The organism is Mycobacteroides chelonae (assembly GCF_016767715.1).
GTDB lineage: Bacteria > Actinomycetota > Actinomycetes > Mycobacteriales > Mycobacteriaceae > Mycobacterium > Mycobacterium gwanakae.
The window spans coordinates 4,059,165-4,075,982 of the sequence record NZ_CP050145.1; the positions used below are offsets into that span (position 1 = coordinate 4,059,165).

The 16,818-nt window shown below is 66.0% G+C and carries 19 protein-coding genes and 1 pseudogene; 8 read left to right on the forward strand and 12 right to left on the reverse strand.

Annotated features, from left to right (window positions below):
- Window positions 1-12 precede the first annotated feature (12 nt).
- Window positions 13-999, reverse strand: a complete 987-nt coding sequence (locus tag HBA99_RS20065; RefSeq protein WP_070952444.1) for a polyprenyl synthetase family protein — start codon at window positions 997-999, stop codon at window positions 13-15.
- A 38-nt stretch (window positions 1,000-1,037) separates the two neighbouring features.
- Between HBA99_RS20065 and menJ the strand changes: the two genes are divergently transcribed.
- Window positions 1,038-2,267 carry a menaquinone reductase gene (gene menJ / locus HBA99_RS20070; protein WP_057967907.1) on the forward strand — a complete coding sequence of 410 codons (1,230 nt, stop codon included), beginning with the start codon at window positions 1,038-1,040 and terminating at the stop codon, window positions 2,265-2,267.
- 13 nt (window positions 2,268-2,280) lie between these two features.
- Here the strand turns inward: menJ and HBA99_RS20075 are convergent, their stop codons facing one another.
- The 6 genes and pseudogenes from HBA99_RS20075 to HBA99_RS20100 all read right to left on the reverse strand — a co-directional run bounded on the left by HBA99_RS20075 (window position 2,281) and on the right by HBA99_RS20100 (window position 8,076).
- Window positions 2,281-2,964, reverse strand: coding sequence for a demethylmenaquinone methyltransferase (locus HBA99_RS20075; RefSeq protein WP_030096568.1), 684 nt, complete (start codon window positions 2,962-2,964; stop codon window positions 2,281-2,283).
- Between the two features lie 19 nt (window positions 2,965-2,983).
- Window positions 2,984-4,126: a glycosyltransferase family 4 protein gene (locus HBA99_RS20080; protein ID WP_057967877.1), complete on the reverse strand. Its 1,143-nt coding sequence runs from the start codon at window positions 4,124-4,126 to the stop codon at window positions 2,984-2,986.
- 61 nt (window positions 4,127-4,187) lie between these two features.
- Window positions 4,188-4,622 (reverse strand): annotated as a pseudogene (locus HBA99_RS20085) (DUF3592 domain-containing protein); the annotation flags it as partial.
- A gap of 2 nt (window positions 4,623-4,624) precedes the next feature.
- The gene (gene menD, locus HBA99_RS20090; RefSeq protein ID WP_057967876.1) at window positions 4,625-6,247 is read right to left on the reverse strand and encodes a 2-succinyl-5-enolpyruvyl-6-hydroxy-3-cyclohexene-1-carboxylic-acid synthase; all 1,623 of its coding nucleotides are present in this window, start codon (window positions 6,245-6,247) and stop codon (window positions 4,625-4,627) included.
- Between the two features lie 12 nt (window positions 6,248-6,259).
- Complete coding sequence (locus tag HBA99_RS20095; protein ID WP_057967875.1) at window positions 6,260-7,096, reverse strand: alpha/beta fold hydrolase; 837 nt, start codon at window positions 7,094-7,096, stop codon at window positions 6,260-6,262.
- Between the two features lie 11 nt (window positions 7,097-7,107).
- On the reverse strand, window positions 7,108-8,076 hold the full coding sequence (locus HBA99_RS20100; RefSeq protein WP_057967874.1) for an o-succinylbenzoate synthase: 969 nt from the start codon (window positions 8,074-8,076) through the stop codon (window positions 7,108-7,110).
- 126 nt (window positions 8,077-8,202) lie between these two features.
- Between HBA99_RS20100 and HBA99_RS20105 the strand changes: the two genes are divergently transcribed.
- From HBA99_RS20105 to HBA99_RS20115, 3 genes are read left to right on the forward strand one after another with little or no spacing between them, the layout of a single operon-like run.
- Window positions 8,203-8,529 carry a hypothetical protein gene (locus tag HBA99_RS20105; protein ID WP_057967873.1) on the forward strand — a complete coding sequence of 109 codons (327 nt, stop codon included), beginning with the start codon at window positions 8,203-8,205 and terminating at the stop codon, window positions 8,527-8,529.
- A gap of 59 nt (window positions 8,530-8,588) precedes the next feature.
- Window positions 8,589-9,290 carry a Clp protease N-terminal domain-containing protein gene (locus HBA99_RS20110; protein WP_057967872.1) on the forward strand — a complete coding sequence of 234 codons (702 nt, stop codon included), beginning with the start codon at window positions 8,589-8,591 and terminating at the stop codon, window positions 9,288-9,290.
- A gap of 32 nt (window positions 9,291-9,322) precedes the next feature.
- The gene (locus HBA99_RS20115) at window positions 9,323-9,772 is read left to right on the forward strand and encodes a nitroreductase/quinone reductase family protein (RefSeq protein ID WP_057967871.1); all 450 of its coding nucleotides are present in this window, start codon (window positions 9,323-9,325) and stop codon (window positions 9,770-9,772) included.
- Here HBA99_RS20115 and HBA99_RS20120 read toward each other — a convergent pair.
- Complete coding sequence (locus tag HBA99_RS20120; RefSeq protein WP_057967870.1) at window positions 9,769-10,962, reverse strand: GGDEF domain-containing protein; 1,194 nt, start codon at window positions 10,960-10,962, stop codon at window positions 9,769-9,771. The two genes, HBA99_RS20115 and HBA99_RS20120, sit on opposite strands and share 4 nt — an antisense overlap.
- The gene (locus HBA99_RS20125; RefSeq protein ID WP_057964925.1) at window positions 10,963-11,970 is read right to left on the reverse strand and encodes a pirin family protein; all 1,008 of its coding nucleotides are present in this window, start codon (window positions 11,968-11,970) and stop codon (window positions 10,963-10,965) included.
- 49 nt (window positions 11,971-12,019) lie between these two features.
- Here HBA99_RS20125 and HBA99_RS20130 point away from each other — a divergent pair, with 49 nt between their 5' ends.
- From HBA99_RS20130 to HBA99_RS20145, 4 genes are all read left to right on the forward strand, one after another.
- Window positions 12,020-12,370 (forward strand): GNAT family N-acetyltransferase, encoded by a 351-nt coding sequence (locus HBA99_RS20130; RefSeq protein ID WP_057967869.1) that lies wholly within the window; start codon window positions 12,020-12,022, stop codon window positions 12,368-12,370.
- Window positions 12,367-12,825: a carboxymuconolactone decarboxylase family protein gene (locus HBA99_RS20135; RefSeq protein ID WP_057967868.1), complete on the forward strand. Its 459-nt coding sequence runs from the start codon at window positions 12,367-12,369 to the stop codon at window positions 12,823-12,825. The genes HBA99_RS20130 and HBA99_RS20135 overlap by 4 nt, the downstream gene beginning before the upstream one ends.
- A 107-nt stretch (window positions 12,826-12,932) precedes the next feature.
- Window positions 12,933-13,631, forward strand: a complete 699-nt coding sequence (locus tag HBA99_RS20140; protein ID WP_101312784.1) for a hypothetical protein — start codon at window positions 12,933-12,935, stop codon at window positions 13,629-13,631.
- A gap of 56 nt (window positions 13,632-13,687) precedes the next feature.
- Window positions 13,688-14,608 (forward strand): 1,4-dihydroxy-2-naphthoyl-CoA synthase, encoded by a 921-nt coding sequence (locus HBA99_RS20145; RefSeq protein WP_057967867.1) that lies wholly within the window; start codon window positions 13,688-13,690, stop codon window positions 14,606-14,608.
- Window positions 14,609-14,623: 15 nt separating this feature from the next.
- Here HBA99_RS20145 and HBA99_RS20150 read toward each other — a convergent pair whose 3' ends face one another.
- The 3 genes from HBA99_RS20150 to HBA99_RS20160 form a co-directional block, all read right to left on the reverse strand.
- On the reverse strand, window positions 14,624-15,157 hold the full coding sequence (locus HBA99_RS20150) for a hypothetical protein (RefSeq protein ID WP_057967866.1): 534 nt from the start codon (window positions 15,155-15,157) through the stop codon (window positions 14,624-14,626).
- A complete protein-coding gene (locus HBA99_RS20155; protein WP_131727354.1) occupies window positions 15,154-15,813 on the reverse strand; it encodes a hypothetical protein in 660 nt (219 codons plus the stop codon). Before HBA99_RS20155 ends, HBA99_RS20150 begins: the two co-directional genes overlap by 4 nt.
- Window positions 15,814-15,906: 93 nt before the next feature.
- Window positions 15,907-16,743, reverse strand: a complete 837-nt coding sequence (locus tag HBA99_RS20160; RefSeq protein WP_057967864.1) for an SDR family oxidoreductase — start codon at window positions 16,741-16,743, stop codon at window positions 15,907-15,909.
- Window positions 16,744-16,818 lie beyond the last annotated feature (75 nt).

Here is a 16,818-nt window from a genome sequence, read left to right on the forward strand (position 1 = left end):
GGTTCCGCGCGCTCAGCCGTGACGACGGACGGTGTATTCGATGAGCACGCCCAACGCGTCGCGGGCGGCACCCGCGGGCAGCTCGACCAGCTCGGCCTTGGCGCGATCGGCGTAGTCCAGTACCACCGACTTCGCCTGAACCAGCCCGTTCGATCCCCGCAGTAGCGTCAAAGCCTCTTCCACCTCGGCATCGTCGGTGATCGGCGCGGCCAGCAGGACACGCAGCCGATCGGCCTCCGGCCCGGTATCGCGCAGGGCGTACAGCATCGGCAGCGTGTGCACCCCCTCGCGCAGGTCGGTGCCAGGTGTCTTACCGGACTCGTCGGTGAGGCTCTCGATATCGATGATGTCGTCGGAGATCTGGAACGCGGTCCCGACGATGGCACCTAGACGGCTCAGCCGCTCGATCTGCTCGTCATCGCACCGGGAGGTCATGCCGCCGAAGCGTCCGGTCGCCGCGATCAGCGACCCGGTCTTCTCGTGGATCACCTTGAGGTAGTGCTCGGTCTCGTCACCGCCCTGCGGCACCCCGGCGGTCTCCCGCATCTGGCCCGTCACCAGTTCGGCCAAGGTCTCCGCGACGATCCGCACCGCGGTGGGCCCCAGCCGGGACACCAGCCGCGAGGCCGTGGCCAGCAGATAGTCCCCGGCGAGGATCGCGACGTTGTTACCCCAGCGAGCATTGGCGCTGGGCACGCCGCGACGCTTCTGCGCCTCGTCCATGACGTCGTCGTGGTACAGCGTGGCCAGGTGAATGAGCTCGCACACCGCGCCGGCGAGGATCACCTCGTCGTTGTCCGGATCGGGTCCGGTCTGGGCGGCGAGCACCGTGAACAGCGGGCGGAAGCGCTTACCGCCTGCGTGGAAAAGGTGCAGCACCGACTCCGTCAACAGCGGGTCCGACTGCCCAAGCTCGGTCACGATGAGGGTTTCGATCGCGGCCAAATGGTCGCGCACCTTCGCGGCGAATACGGGATCACCGAGGTCAACTCCGGCCACCGTGGTCGAGTTACTCACCGGTCCAACATACTGTGAAGGTGCAGACGTCAGCGGACCTGGTCGTCGTCGGTGCCGGACCAGCCGGATCGGCGGCCGCGGCGTGGGCGGCACGCTCCGGGCGTGAGGTGGTCCTGGTCGATTCGGCGGTGTTCCCCCGAGACAAGACCTGCGGTGACGGGCTGACCCCGCGCGCCGTCGAACAGCTGGAGCTGCTGGGGCTGAAACCATGGCTCGACGAGCACATCCGGTACCAGGGTCTGCGGCTGCATGGATTTGGCGGCGACATCGAAGTGCCCTGGCCCGGGCCATCTTTCGGCGGCACCGGCAGCGCGGTGCGCCGCACCGAATTGGACGACAAGATCCGGCAGGTGGCGGTGGATTCCGGGGCCAAGATGGCCCAATCCACCAAGGCGGTTGACGTCGAACGCGACTCGGCGGGCCGGGTCACCTCGGTACGGGTGCTCGACGACAGCGGCCCGGGCGAGATAGCCTGCAAGGCCGTCATCGTCGCCGACGGTGTGCGCTCCCCTCTGGGCAAGGTCCTCGGGCGCGAGTGGCACAAGGACACCGTGTATGCCGTCGCCGGTCGCGCGTACATCGAGTCGGCACGCGGCGACGAGGAATGGATGACCTCGCATCTGGAGCTGCGTTCACCCGAGGGCCAGGTGCTCCCCGGGTACGGCTGGATCTTCCCGCTGGGCGGCGGGCAGATCAACATAGGCGTCGGCGCACTCGCCACCTCCAAGCGCCCCGCTGATGCCGCGCTGCGTCCGCTCATCGAGTACTACACCGAGCTGCGGCGCGAAGACTTCGGGCTCAGTGGCCGCCTGCACTCCATCGCCTCGGCACTGCTGCCGATGGGCGGTGCGGTGTCCGGCGTCGCGGGCCCCAACTGGATGCTCATCGGCGACGCCGCCGCGTGCGTCAACCCGCTCAACGGCGAGGGCATCGATTACGGTCTGGAGACCGGTCATCTGGCCGCCGAGGTGCTCGACGCCCACGACTACGCACAGTTGTGGCCGGAGCTGCTCCGCGACCGGTATGGCCGGTCGTTCTCGATCGCGCGACGGCTCGCGGCGTTGCTGACCCTGCCGCGCTTCCTGCCCGTCATGGGTCCGGTCGGCATGCGCTCTCAGGTGCTGATGCGGGTCGCGGTGCGGCTCATGGGAAATCTGGTGACCGACGAAGACCATGACGCGGTAGCGCGCGCCTGGCGAGTGGCCGGTGGCGGCTCACGCCGCATCGATTCACGCCCGCCGTTCAGCTGATGGGAGCCTGTGGTCAGAGCGTGGCCACATGCAGGGCGACAATGCCGCCAGTGAGGTTGCGCCACCGCACATTCGACCATCCGGCCGAGATGATCTGCTGCGCCAGCGCCTCCTGATCGGGCCATGCCCGGATCGATTCGGCCAGATACACGTACGCGTCCGGATTACTGCTGACGGCGCGCGCCACCGAGGGCAGCGTCTTCATCAGGTACTCCATGTACAGCGTGCGGAAAGGCCGGTTGACCGGAGTCGAGAATTCACACACCGCAAGGCGGCCACCAGGTTTGGTGACGCGCGCCATCTCCCGCAGTCCCTCGACGTGATCGACGACGTTGCGCAGACCGAAGCTGATGGTGACCGCGTCGAACGAGTGATCCGCGAACGGTAGCCGCGTCGCATCTCCGGCCACCTTGGGCACAGTGCGATGCGCACCGGCCTTGAGCATGCCGACCGAGAAATCCGCCGCCACACACCAGGCGCCGGACTGGGTGAGCTCTGCCGTCGAGACCGCGGTGCCCGCGGCGATGTCGAGCACCTTGTCCCCTGGCTTCAGTTTCAGCGATTCGCGGGTGGCACGGCGCCAGGCGCGGTCACGACCGAAGGACAGCACGGTGTTGGTGATGTCGTATCGCTTGGCCACCGCATCGAACATGGACGCGACCTCGTGCGGGTCCTTTTCCAGGGTGGCGCGGTTCATACCGTGACGGTACAGCGCACTAGGCCGTCATGATGCCGCGGCCCAGCGTGGTGCCCGCCGCGGCGGCGTAGTGCTCAAGCAGCTCGTCGCAGATGGCGGGCCAGGTGCGTGACAGCACCCCCCGGCGGGCGGCCGCCGAGAATCGGCTGCGGGTCGCCGGCTGCACCAGATGATCGACGGCCATTCCCAGCCGCGCCTCGAAATCAGCCACCGGCAGCAGCATTCCGTTGCGTCCCGGGATCACCAGATCACGTGGTCCACCGGCATCCGGAGCGATGGCCGGGACCCCGCTGGCCAGCGCCTCCTGCACCGCCTGACAGAACGTTTCGTGCTCGCCCGGGTGAATGAAGACATCGAGGCTGGCGTATGCCCGCGACAGCGCCGACCCAGTCAGCTCTCCGGTGAAAATTGCTGTGGGCATCAGCTTTTCGAGTGCGTCTCGCTCCACGCCCCCGCCCACGATGACGAGCTGCAGGTCATCGCACTGAGCCAGCACCGCCAGGCGTTCCACATGTTTCTCGGGAGCCAGACGCCCGACAAACCCGATGATCGGCTTGCCCTCGGGCGACCAGGAGTGGCGCAGATCCTCATCACGCGCCGAGGGCGCGAAGCGTTCGATGTCGACACCGCGTGACCACCGAAACACTCGTGGTATTCCGTGCGCGGCAAGGTCTTCCATCGCAGAAGAAGACGGGGCCAAGGTGCGGTCGGCACGGCCGTGCAGATGCTTGGTCCAGCGCCAGGCGGCACGAGCGGCGAAACCGGCGCCATAGCTGTCGGCGAAACCCGCCACATCGGTCTGGTAGACCGCGACGGTGGGGATGTCCAGATGCTGGGCGGCACGCAACCCGCCGTATCCCAGGACGAAGGGTGAGGCCAGGTGCACCACGTCGGGCGCGAAATCACGAAGGATCCGCACCATGCGTGGCTGCGGCACGCCCAGCGGCAGGGTGCTCACCTTCGGAAACATGACGGCCGGCACCCGGTGCACGGGCACTCCGTCGTATTCGGTACCAGCGGGGGCCTGTCCACGGGGAGTGTCCGGTGCGATGACGACGGCCTCATGCCCGGTGCGGCGGAGGTGCTCCAGCACCCGCAGCACCGAGTTGGAAACTCCGTTGACGTTCGGCAAGAACGACTCGGCGACGATCGCGATGCGCACGTAGACAGCATGTCAGCGTCACCTGGCAGTTAGGTTGCCCCCAGGCATACGTCACGCAAACTTAAGCGTGAATGGGCGCCGCACTTCGCCGCTGTATCCATGCAAGCCCCAGCAGCACCGTTCCAGCGACCGCCCAGACCACGACGATGATGGACCCGGCCGGAACTATCGACAATGAGGCGTTACGCCCTTGTACGCGAACCAAATCCGGGTCGGATTTGTCGTATTCGACATATATGCGCATGCCCGGGCTGAGCTCGGACGGGTAGAGAACGCCCAATTCCGGCCGGTACGTGACTCGTTCGGGCGTGACGAACTCGATGGTGGATCGCCGCGGCCCGGCGCTGAGCACCTCGGCCAGCGCGACACCCATATCTCGTTCGATGGCCTTGTCGTTTCGCCAGGCGCCCGCGACCAGTAGCAGTGACTGCAGGGTCATCAGTCCCGCCAATATCAGCACCCCGATCCTGACCCTCCTGATGACACGGGAGCGTCGGTTCACAGGGCAGCCCTGATGGCGGCGTGCAGTTCACGCAGAGTGGAGCGGTCGGCCTTGACCTCCAGAACCCTGATGCCCCCGGCGGGTTCGTCCAGTGCGGGGCCGAGCTCCTCCACGGAGATGGATTGCGAATCGACATGGTAGGCCCGGCACAGGGCCGCGATGTCGACATCGTGCGGGGTTCCGAAGATGCGGGAGGACACGTCACCGAATCTCGGATCGCCCTGTTCCAGCAGTTCGAAGATGCCGCCGCCGTTGTCATTTGAGACCACGATGGTCAAGTTCTCGGGGCGCGGCTCGGTCGGGCCTATCAGCAGCCCCGAGCTGTCGTGCACGAAGGTGAGATCACCGATCAGGGCCACGGTACGACCCCCCTTATGCGCCAACGCCGCACCGATCGCGGTGGACACCGTGCCATCGATACCGGCGACCCCACGATTGGAACGCACCCGAACATCTCGGGCACCCCACGGGACCAGCGCGGCATCGCGTACCGGGTTGGAGGCGCCGAGCACCAGCTGGTCGCCGTCGCGCAATGACCCACATACCTTGGCCGCCACATGCAAACCGGTGGTCAGCGGATGAGTACCCAGCTGTACGCGCACCGCGTCGAGCGCCTTCTGGTGCGCGTGCGCGCACCGTTGCAACCACGCGGCATCCGGATTTCCGGACGTGACTGCCCGGGTTCCGGTGGCCTGGGAGTTGCCGGACACGTCGGGCCAGCGCGGGCCGGTGGTCAACGCGTATACCGGAATTCTATTGTCCGCCAACAATGATGACACCTGACGGTGCAGGGTCGGCCGTCCCAGCATGATCACCTGCTGCGGATGCAACAGGGTCAGCGCCAGTGGATGCACAGGGTTGTCGGGTTGGGGCGCAGTAGGTTCGGCCACCGTGGGCAACATCGACAGGTTGGGGTGCGCGGCCGCGCCATGCCCCGCGATCACCACGGTATCGGGGGTCAGGTCGATCTCGACGGGTTCGTCGAACGTCACGTCCGGGGTGTAGGTCCACGGCATCCCGCCGGGGCGGCCCGCGGGTATCGCGCCCCCGTCGCGATCGGGCACAAGTGGTTCGCGCAACGGAATGTCGAACTGCACCGGGCCGGCATTGGCAGTGCGGGATCCCTTGGCGGCAGCCAACACTCGACAAGTCGCCGAACGCCAGTGCGGGTTCTGCGCCTCAAGCTTCTCCGAGCCCTCCTCGGCCAGACCGATGCTGATCGCGGCGCGAACCTGGGTGCCGAAGTAGCCGAGCTGCTCCATTGTCTGATTGGCACCGGTGCCGAGCAGTTCGTAGGGGCGGTTGGCGGACAGCACGATCAGCGGAATGCGGGCGTAATTGGCCTCCACCACCGCGGGCCCCAGATTGGCTACTGCCGTGCCGGACGTCATCGCCACCGGCACCGGAGCGCCGCCGGCCGCCGCCAGACCGACCGCCAGGAAGCCCGCGGTGCGCTCGTCGATGCGCACATGCAGACGCAACCGGCCGGCCTTGTCCGCATCGTGCAATGCGAAGGCCAGGGGTGCGTTGCGCGACCCCGGACACAGCACGACATCGCGGACGCCGCCGCGGATCAGCTCGTCGACGACGGCATGGGCCTGTGCGGTCGACGGGTTCATGCCATCAGGGTGTCATACCGCCTGTGAGGCGCTCGCAAAGAACTCCAGGATTACGCGGTTGACCTCGTCGGGACGTTCGATGAAGCCCAGGTGCCCGGCGTCGGCGATCTCGACGTAGGTGCCGCCGGGGATGGCCTCGGCCACCTCCCGGCCGAGGTATGGCGGCAGGGTCATATCGTCGCTGAATCCGATGACCAGCGACGGAACCGTGATGCCTGAGTACGCGCCGGGCCGATCGGGGGCAGGGATGGCACTGCGCTGGTGATCGATGCCACCCGAGGTCGGCTCCGGCCACAGCGTGAACATGTCGATCCAGTCCTTGATCGCGGCATCGTTGTTGAGGGTCTTCGGCGAGAAGTTCAACAGCAGACGCATGGCCGCCTGATATGCCGCCGGCACCTGCACACCCGATGCGGACAGTTCGAGCTCGGCCTTGCGGAAGAACGATCGGGTGGAGTCCTCGCGCCCCCGCGTTCCCATGAACACCGCTGCGGTCACCAGGTCCGGACGGGTGAGCGCGAGTTCCTGGGCGATGAGCGCGCCCATGGAAAACCCGACCAATCGGGCCGGAGCCGCGCCGAGGCTCTCGATGAGCGCCGCGGCGTCGGCCACCATGTCCTGCAGGGTGAAACCGTCGGCGCACTCGGTGGTCGGCGGTATCCCCCGGTTGTTATAGGTGATGGTGCGATAACCCGCGGCACGAAATGCCGGTACCTGGTGCAGGTGCCAGCTGCGCCCGGCACCACCGCGCCCCGAGATGAAGACGACGGGATCACCGGAGGCGCCGAGCGCCAGGGGCCCACGATCGTCGTAACTGATCTGGATGCCGTTGATGTTCGCGAGAGGCACGTTGAGAGAACCTACCGGTTCAGCAGCGGGTAGCAGTCGGCCACACGGCGCCGCCACCAGTCGCGGCGGTCTGCGGCGGCGACGAGTGTCGCCAGCCGATCCGGGTCGGGTGTGAACGACGACACCGGCAGGTAACCGTCCTCGGGCGTCGGCGCCTGCGCCACATCCTCGACAAAGAATCCCCCGGTCCCCAATCCGCAGGCATGCTCGAGCACCGGCAGTGCCGCGGCCGCACGCAAACCGATACCGATACCGACCGCGCTGTCCAGGGCGCTGGAAATCACCGCGGGCATACCGATCCGCGAGGCGATATCCAGCAGCGCGGCCACCCCGCCGAGCGGGGCCACCTTGAGCACCGCGATATCGGCCGCGCAAGCCCGCGCAACACGCATCGGATCGCTTGCACGCCTGATGCTCTCGTCGGCCGCGATCGGCACATCCGGGAGCCGCCGACGCACCTCCGCCAGTTCCTCGACCGTGGCGCAGGGTTGTTCGGCGTACTCGAGAGCGCCCGTGCGGGTCAGTGCCCTCAGTGCCTCAACGGCCTGCTCGACGGTCCATCCCGCGTTGGCGTCCACCCGTACGGTGGGGATCTGCGCGCGGACCGCCTCGACACGCGCGATGTCGTCATCCAGGGTCTGCCCGGGCTCGGCCACCTTGACCTTGGCGGTGCGGGCGCCCGGGAAACGAGCCAGCACCTCGGGCACCGCCGCGGCGGCCACCGCGGGCACGGTGGCGTTGACCGGAATTCGGGTGCGCCGCGGCTCCGGAAGCTCGTAGTAGGCGGCCTCGATCGCCGCGGCCAACCAGGCTGAGGCCTCAGGCGGCTGATATTCGGGAAAGGCACCAAACTCACCCCAGCCCGCAGGGCCGTCGACCAACGCCACCTCACGGGTGGTGATGCCGCGGAATCGCACCCGCATGGGTAGCGCGACCACGTGCAGCCGGTCCAGCACATCGTCTAACGCGGGCAACTCCACACCTGCGATCGTCGCACGCAATTCAGAACGTCCGACGAGAAGCCCTGAAAGTGACTTTGGCTTCTAGAGCCGCACCGCAACCGGGTGCGAATCTGCTCGCATCGATGGATAGGCAAAGGAGAGCAGATGCTGACGGTTCACGGTCTCGCGGGATTTCAATCGGGCTGCCGGTGCGCGGGCTGTTCCACGGCCGAGTCGCAGCGACTGCAGCGAATCGGTGACTCAGAACGCGAACGCTGGGAGCGGATCAACCAGCGGGCCGCCCGGCGAACCCAGCGCTACTTCGCCGACGCCGGGAATCATCCGTTGAACTGGCAGAAGCCCTGGACCACCGAGGAGATCGACAAGGCCCTGGACGCGTCGACCACCGCGGCACAAGTCGCGGCTCGCTTGGGCCGCTCGATCGGAGCCGTCCACGCGGCACGGCGGCGGTTCGGCCCGCGCGCCAGTTAAGGCCACCAACTGGTCAACTTTCAGTTGACAGTGCGATATCGTCAACCTAAGGTTGACGCATGGCCGACTTCTCCCTCTCTCTCGACAACTTGATCGAGTCGGTGCGCGGGATGCATCCCGACGGCACCGCCTTGGACCGCCTGTCCGATGCGATGTTGCTGGCCGGACGGCTCTCCGATCATGCCGATGCCCTGATCGGACATTTCGTAGACCAGGCCCGACGCTCTGGCGCCTCCTGGAGCGAAATCGGGTCCAGCATGGGCGTCTCCAAGCAGGCGGCGCAGAAGCGCTTCGTGCCATCGGTACGGATGTTCTCCCGCTTCACCGACCGGGCCCGGCGATCAGTCGTGGCAGCAGCAGGGTTCGCACTCACCGATGGCACACCGATCACCGTCGACCACCTTCTGGCCGGAACCGTAAGTGATCCGAAAGGACTCGCCGCACTTATCGTTTCGCAGTCCGGGATAAGCACCGAAGCCCTAGGAATTCCCGTGCGGGCGCTACCCGACTACGAGACCGTCGCCCCGAAACTGCCCACCGCGGAATTCGACGGTGATGCGCAGGAGGCACTGGAAGCCACGTTGCACACCGCACTTCGGCTGGGCCACAACTACATCGGTACCGAGCACCTGCTGCTGGCAATCCTGTCCGGCCACACGGAAATCTCCCGAAAGCTCTCCGATCTGGGCCTCAACGCACTGGTGGCCGAAGAGCAGGTGAACCGTCTCCTCGGCGACATTTTGAACGGTAGAACCCCCTAGTCAGCGCGACCCCAGGGGCGTACCCTAATGTCATGCCAGTTGACATCAAGCCCGTTCCCAAATGGCTCAGATACTTCAACAAGGTCGTCATCGGCGGGCACAAGATAGGCCTCAAATTGCCGATGGTGGTCCTCACCGTGCCGGGCGCCAAGTCGGGCAAGCCGCGGCCGACTCCCATCACCCCGTTCACACTCGACGGCCACCGCTATGCCGTCGGCGGAGTTCCCGGATCGTCATGGATTACCAATGCACGCAAGGCCAAAGAGGGCACCCTGACCCAAGGCCGCCGCACCCAGCGGGTCCGGATCATCGAGCTGTCGCCCGAAGATTCCCGACCTGTGCTGCGCGCGTTTCCGGTCGAAGTACCCACCGGAGTCGGCTTCATCAGAAACGCCGGACTGGTCAAAGAGGGCACCCCCGATGAGTTCGAAGCTCTCGCCGGGATTGCCGCCGTCTTCCGGTTTGATCCGCTGGAAGGCTAGGCGCCCGACTGCCACACGTAGTGATCACCGGAATCCAATCCCGGGTGAAGGATCCGAGATTGGTTACCGCCATTGCGCTTCGCCTCATACATCGCACGATCGGCGCAGGCGGTCAGTACATCGATGGCCTCTCGTGATGCCGCCGACGCCACACTGGAAACCGGCTGCGCCGCCACCCCCACACTCGCGGTCACCGCGATGCCTGCCGGCTTGGACGCCGTCACCGCTTCCCGGAGCCGGGTGGCGAAATCAATGACGGCATGCGCAGGGCAGATTGTCACTACAATGAACTCCTCGCCGCCCGAGCGGCCCACCGTGTTTCCCCGCATCGATTCGCCCACGAACGCGTTGGCCAGGTCGACAAGCACCCGGTCACCCGTGCCGTGGCCGTACTGATCGTTGATCGACTTGAAGCGATCGATATCGACGATGGCGGCGGCGACCACTCGGTCGCCTTCCAACCCGTGCTCACGCATCAACCCGCCGTGCAGACGCTGCCACTCGCCGTAGATGCCGCGCCGGTTGAGCAGCCCGGTGAGCGGATCCCGCTGTGCCGCCAGCGCATCCAAGCGCACCACCGCGATCCCGAATTGGATGACCATGGGTATCAACACCACGACCACCAGCATGCTGGTCACTTTCACCACCGCGGTCATCGCCGCACCCACCGTGCCCTCGGCAAGCAGACGCAGCGACAGCGCGAAGATCACCGGGCCGCACCACGCCACGTGCGCCAGCAGCAGCCGGTTACCCAGGAAGAAGCTGACGTACGCGCCGACCGGCGTGAACAGCACCGTTCCCACCAAACCTGCCAGCGGGTCGGAGTCCTGCCAGCAGGCCACCGCGATTCCGACGTCGGCGAAGGCGACAAACGCGACCGCTTCACGCAGAGAAGGCCACGGCCCTACAACCCAGCGCACCGCCCACCCCAGCGCGCCGAGCGCGCACACCACGACGATGGCGCGACCCACCGTGCTTCGGGGCCCGGTGTCGCTGAACTGCACCGCCACGCAGATCGCGGCGAAGATCAACGCATACCCGCCGATGAGGTTGCGAACGGTCCGGTCGAGCTTGCGTTCCCGCAGGAAGGCCCGCAGCCAGCCCGTCGGGACCGGCTCGGTCCACCACTGGAGCAGAAAACTCATCCAGGCGGTGGCACGGACGTACGAGACAATTCTGTTCAGCGGCATCTAAATTCCCGGGTTGGCGGTCGGCGCGTTGCGCCTCGGGACCATCCGCACGGTCGGCAGTGGCGGGGCAGGCAAACGAGGCACCGCACCCTCATATCCCTGCACCTGCCCGAAGCGCTCGGACTCGGCCTGCCACTCCTCGCGAAACCCCGCGATCTCGTCGTGATCACGGCCGACGAAGTTCCACCACATCACGATCTGCTCACCGAACGGCCTGCCGCCCAACAGGATCGCCCGCGCTACCGCATCGGTCGGGTTGAGCACGGTGAGCTGATCGACGCCGGTACCGACGTATCCGAGCTCGCCCCGCGACAACCTGGTTCCGGACAACTCCACCGCCTCGGTGTCCACCAGCAGCCCGTGCTCAAAACCGGGATCGACGTCGAATCGCACCAGGCTGCGCGGTTGCAATGTCAGCTCGGCACCAAGCAACGGCGTGGCAGTGCGCACCGGCGATACCTGCCCCGCCAGGGTCCCCAAAAACACACGCAGACTGACCCCACCCACGGCGACCGCATCGGGCGCGTAATGCTGAAAATCCCGTGCCGCGTCCCGGGATTCATCGGGCAACGCGACCCATAGCTGTACGCCGTGCAGCGTGGTGGTGTGGGCCGTCGACACCTCCGAGTGGCAGATGCCGTGCCCACCCGTCATCAGGTTGAGCTCCCCCGGCCGCACCATCGCGTGCACTCCGTTGCTATCGCGATGCTCGATCTCTCCGGCGAACAGCCAGCTGACCGTCTGCAGTCCGGTATGCGGATGGGGCGCCACATCCATGCCGCCGGACTGCGCGATGTCGTCGGGTCCGTAGTGGTCGGCGAAGCACCAGGCGCCGATCAGCGATCTCCCGGCCTGAGGCAGGGTCCGCAGCACCGTCATCGCACGTGGCCCCCCGAGAGGAACCTCTCGGGGAGTGAGTATTTCGACCACCGGACGGCCACGTCCATCCCGCGGGCACGGCCCGCCCTCGCAGCGGGTCTCCGTCGGGGCTGTCTCGGTATTGCTCATGTCCTCATCATCGGCCGAACTCACGGTGCGTGCGGCATAGTTGGTCACCATGGACGGATCCGAATCCACCACCACGGTCGCCGACGCACCCGATAACCACCGATTCGAGATAACGGCAGACGGCGAACGCGCGGGCTTCACCGAATACCTGGATACCGCGCTGAGCGGCACGAAGGTGCGGATTTTCTATCACACGGAGATCGACGAGAAGTTCGGCGGCCGCGGCCTCGCCGGGACACTCGTTGAGTCGGCCCTGACATCCACACGGTCCACCGGGCGCAGGATCGTGCCGGTGTGCCCGTACGTCCGGAAATTCGTCGGCAAGCACCATGAGTTCGACGACATCGTCGACCCGGTGACACCGGAGGCACTGGCCGCGGTCGAGGCCCGCCAGGGATGACCGCGAAGCGCGTCTACATCGACAAGCAGACTCCGTCTGTCTACCAGGGGCTGACCAAAGCCGCCGCCGAACTCCGCGCCCAGGCCACCGAGGCCGGGCTCTCGCGAACAACGCTGGAATTGGTCAATATTCGCGTATCCCAACTCAATCGCTGCCTGTTCTGTCTCGATCTGCACACCCGGGTCGCGCTCGAGGAAGGTGAGTCAGCTCAGCGGATCGCAGTACTGCCGGTGTGGCAGGAGGCCGAGTTGTTCACCGATGTCGAGCGCGCGGCCCTGACGATCGCCGAAGCCGTGACGGAGGTCACCGCAGGCCACCTCACCGATGAGCAGTACGCCGCCGCGCGGGCGCATCTCTCCGACGATCAGGTATCAGTGCTGGTCTGGTCGGCCATCATGATCAACACGTTCAATCGGATCTCGATTCTGAGCCGCCACCCGATCACGCGGCGCTGACCCCCGGCACCTGGCGCGGGAATACAACCGAGCCACCATGAGTTAGATTTCTTACGCCAGGCTAATGATCTGGCCATTGACATATCTCACGGGGAAGGTATTCGACGATGCCTCAGGTGCGTGCCACACGTTTCCGCAAGTCAGCGCGCGCGATAGTGGTCGCCGCGACGCTGGCTACCGCTCTGTCCGGGTGCACTGTCTACAAGACGCTCACCAAACCCTCGGAGACTCCCCCGCCGCCGCCCGCGACCTCACAGGTCAGCGATCAAGACCAGATCCGTCAAGTCACCGCCCAGCTCGGCAAGGCCCTCGGCAGCCTCGATCTGGACGCCGGTAATGCCCTGACCTGCCCGCGCTACCAGGTGTCCAGCCGCACCGCGGACGAGAAGCTCGTGCCCTCGATCAACTCGTGGCAGGGCGCCGAGGAAGCCTTGATGTACGGCGACACTTCCACCTTGTCCAGCAGTGTGGCACAACGATTCCCGAGTGCGGGAAGCAGCGAGCGCGCCACCCTGGTCAAGGCGATCGTCGGCCGCGACCAGTTCGCTTATGCCGCGACCGTGCTGCAGGTGATCCGCGAGAACACCACCGTCGAGAAGTTCGCGATCGACAACATCAAGATCATCGGCGACAGCGCCACCGGAGACATCACCGCGACCTACAGCTTTGGCGGTGCCGCTACCCAAACCCAGACCAAGCCGAACCAGTTCCGCAAGGAGGGTGGCAAGTGGGCCTGGTGCCAGCAGCCGCCGCCGGGCCTGTTCACCCAGTGGACGACATCCACGTCGGCACAGTCGTCGGCGTAGTCGTTCACGGGTAGCGTCGACCGGCCGCACATCGGGCGGCCTCTAGAGTCGGAGCCATGACCCAAGACGACGGGCAGACCGCCAGTCCCTTTGACCCGACTCGCTGGCAGCCGGTGGCGGGATTCGAGGATCTGACCGACATCACCTATCACCGGCACGTCAGCCAAGGGACCGTCCGGATCGCGTTCGACCGGCCCGAGGTGCGCAATGCCTTCCGGCCGCACACCGTCGATGAGCTCTACCGAACCCTGGACCACGCCCGGATGACCTCCGATGTCGGGGCGGTGCTTCTCACCGGGAACGGCCCCAGCCCCAAGGACGGCGGCTGGGCATTCTGCTCCGGCGGCGATCAGCGCATCCGGGGCCGCACCGGCTACCAGTACGCCGGAGGCGAGACCGCCGAGACTGTGGACCCGGGCCGGGCGGGCCGCCTGCATATTCTGGAGGTGCAGCGCCTCATCCGCTTTATGCCAAAGGTGGTGATCGCCTTGGTGAATGGGTGGGCCGCCGGTGGTGGACACAGCCTGCACGTGGTGTGCGACCTGACCTTGGCCAGCCGCGAACACGCGCGCTTCAAGCAGACCGACGCCGATGTGGGCAGCTTCGACGGTGGCTACGGCAGCGCCTACCTGGCCAAGATGGTCGGGCAGAAATTCGCCCGTGAGATCTTCTTCCTGGGCCGCCCCTACACGGCCGAACAGATGCATCACATGGGCGCCGTCAACGAGGTCGTTGACCACGAACACCTGGAGACGGTCGCGCTGGAGTGGACCGCCGCCATCAACGAGAAGTCGCCCCAGGCACAACGAATGCTCAAGTACGCCTTCAACCTCACCGATGACGGGCTGGTCGGGCAGCAGCTGTTCGCCGGTGAGGCAACACGATTGGCCTACATGACCGATGAGGCCGTCGAGGGCCGTGACTCATTCCTGGAGAAGCGCAAGCCGGACTGGTCGCCCTACCCCTGGCACTACTAAGACCCAAGCGCCCGCTCAGCACGGATTGGGCCTGCAGCGACCGCCCGACGACGGCGCGGCGACCGTGACAGTCGTCGTGGATGTGACCGTCGTGGGGACGGTGACGGTCGTCGTACTGGTGATCGTGGTCGGCACGATTTCCGTGGTTGTCTCGGTGGTGGTCAATGTCTCCGTCACGGTCGTGGTCGACGTCGACGTTACGGTTGCCGTCGAGTGGGAGGTCACCGTCTCCGTCACCGTCCTGGTCGAGGTACCGGTTTCCGTCGCGGTGACAGTCACCGGTGCCGCCGTTGGTGTGGTGGAGACCGAATTGACTACCGGCGTAGGCACATCACTCCCCCCGCCCGCCGACTGGGCGAGCGCGACACGGGTACCCACCGCGCCAGTGCCGATCACGATGGCCACCGCCCCGGCCACCAGATACCACGTCAAGATCTGGCCTCGCAGCTGTCCGATTCCGGTCGCCACCGATCGGGGAACGTCGACATGTACCGCTCGCCGATCACGCGCGACGGAGCGCAACAGCCCGCGAACGGCCGGATCACTCATCGGTCCAACCCCCGGGCATAGGCAATCGGTGCGAGAACGCCGTCGGCAACCCGGAGTTCTGCTTGCACCTGCGACGGCGTCAACCCGAGCATGTCCGAGAGATCATCGATGCCGACGTCGGCGAAGGCGCTGAGCACCGCGGCCACCCGCTGAACCTGCGTCAACTGGGACAACGGGTTTGGCCCGGCGGCGGGCCGCCCGGTCAGCGTGAGCCGCGAATGCGCCATCAGCGCATGCACAAACCAGCACAACGTGAAGATCTGGATCGACTGATGCACCGGCCCTCGCCACTTCAGGGTGGCCTGAGCGATGGCGGTTTCCATCAATCGCTTGCCGACGTCTGGGTCATCACACAGCAGGCTCGCGCACTCTTCGAAGATCGGCTTCTGGATCTCAAATGTCCGCGCCAGCTCTTCTTCCCGCCGGGTGAGGTCGGCAGTTATCCGTAACCCGGACGGCAGACCGAATTCCACCTGTTTGATCGCAGGGAACAGCGCCAGCGTCAACGCCAGTAACCCCACAAACCCGAGCACACCCAGCAGCAGAGGGCTGTGGACAAATGGCCCAGCGGCGACCGCGGCGATCGCGACAGCGACGGGCAGCATGATGCGCGGCTGGAACAGATCCGTCCATCGTCGAGGCTCGGTCTTACACATCGCGAACACCCCTCTATGCGAACTGAGTGGGGCAATCGTCGCCGCAGCGTCGCGGAGAAGCGCGAGTAACCGACTACTCGATTGTGCGGGCGGTTACCGCGCCGCGCGCTCCATCCAGAAGTCGAGTTCGAGGTCCTCTTCGGCGCATTGGCGGTACTTCGAGAAGTCGGTGACACCTGCCTCGGTGAGCACCTCGTCGTCAATGAAGCTGTTTCCGGTTACCTCACGGCTGGGCTTGATCAGGATCTCGTACGCGGCGTCGGCCATGATCTCGGCCGAGCGGCAGCGGGCCACCAGTTCTGCGCCGAGGATGTTGCGGATTGCGGCGGTGTCGATCGTGGTGCGCGGCCACAGCGAGTTCGACGCGATGCCGTACTCACGCAGTTCATGAGCCAGCCCGATGGCCACCAAGCTCATGGAGAACTTCGAGATGGTGTACGCGGTAGTGGTCTGATCGAACCACTTGGGTTCCAGCGTGATCGGCGGTGACAGGGTCAGGATGTGTGGGTTGTCCGCCTCCTTGAGAGCGCCGATCGCCGACTTGGACAGTGAGAAGGCGCCCCGCGCGTTGATGTCCTGCATCAGGTCATAGGCCTTCATCGAAATCGATTCCGAGGGAGCCAGATTCAAGGCGCTGGCATTGTTGACCACAATGTCGATCCCGCCGAACCGCTCGACCGTCTGGGCCACTGCCGAGGCGACCACCTCGTCGTCACGGACATCGCCGAGAATCGCGAGCGCCTGACCACCGGCGGCCTCGATCTCTTCGGCGGCGGTGTAGATGGTGCCGGGAAGCTTCGGATGCGGCTCGGCCGTCTTCGCCATGATCGCGACATTCGCACCGTCACGCGCGGCCCGGAGTGCGATCGCCAGCCCAATGCCGCGGCTGCCTCCCGACATGATGATGGTCTTACCTGCCAGCGATCCCATAGCCACGTCCTTGTCGTCATAGGGGATGAGTGAGGCCAGCGTAGGACACCGCCGGTAAGGCATACCTTCGAGACC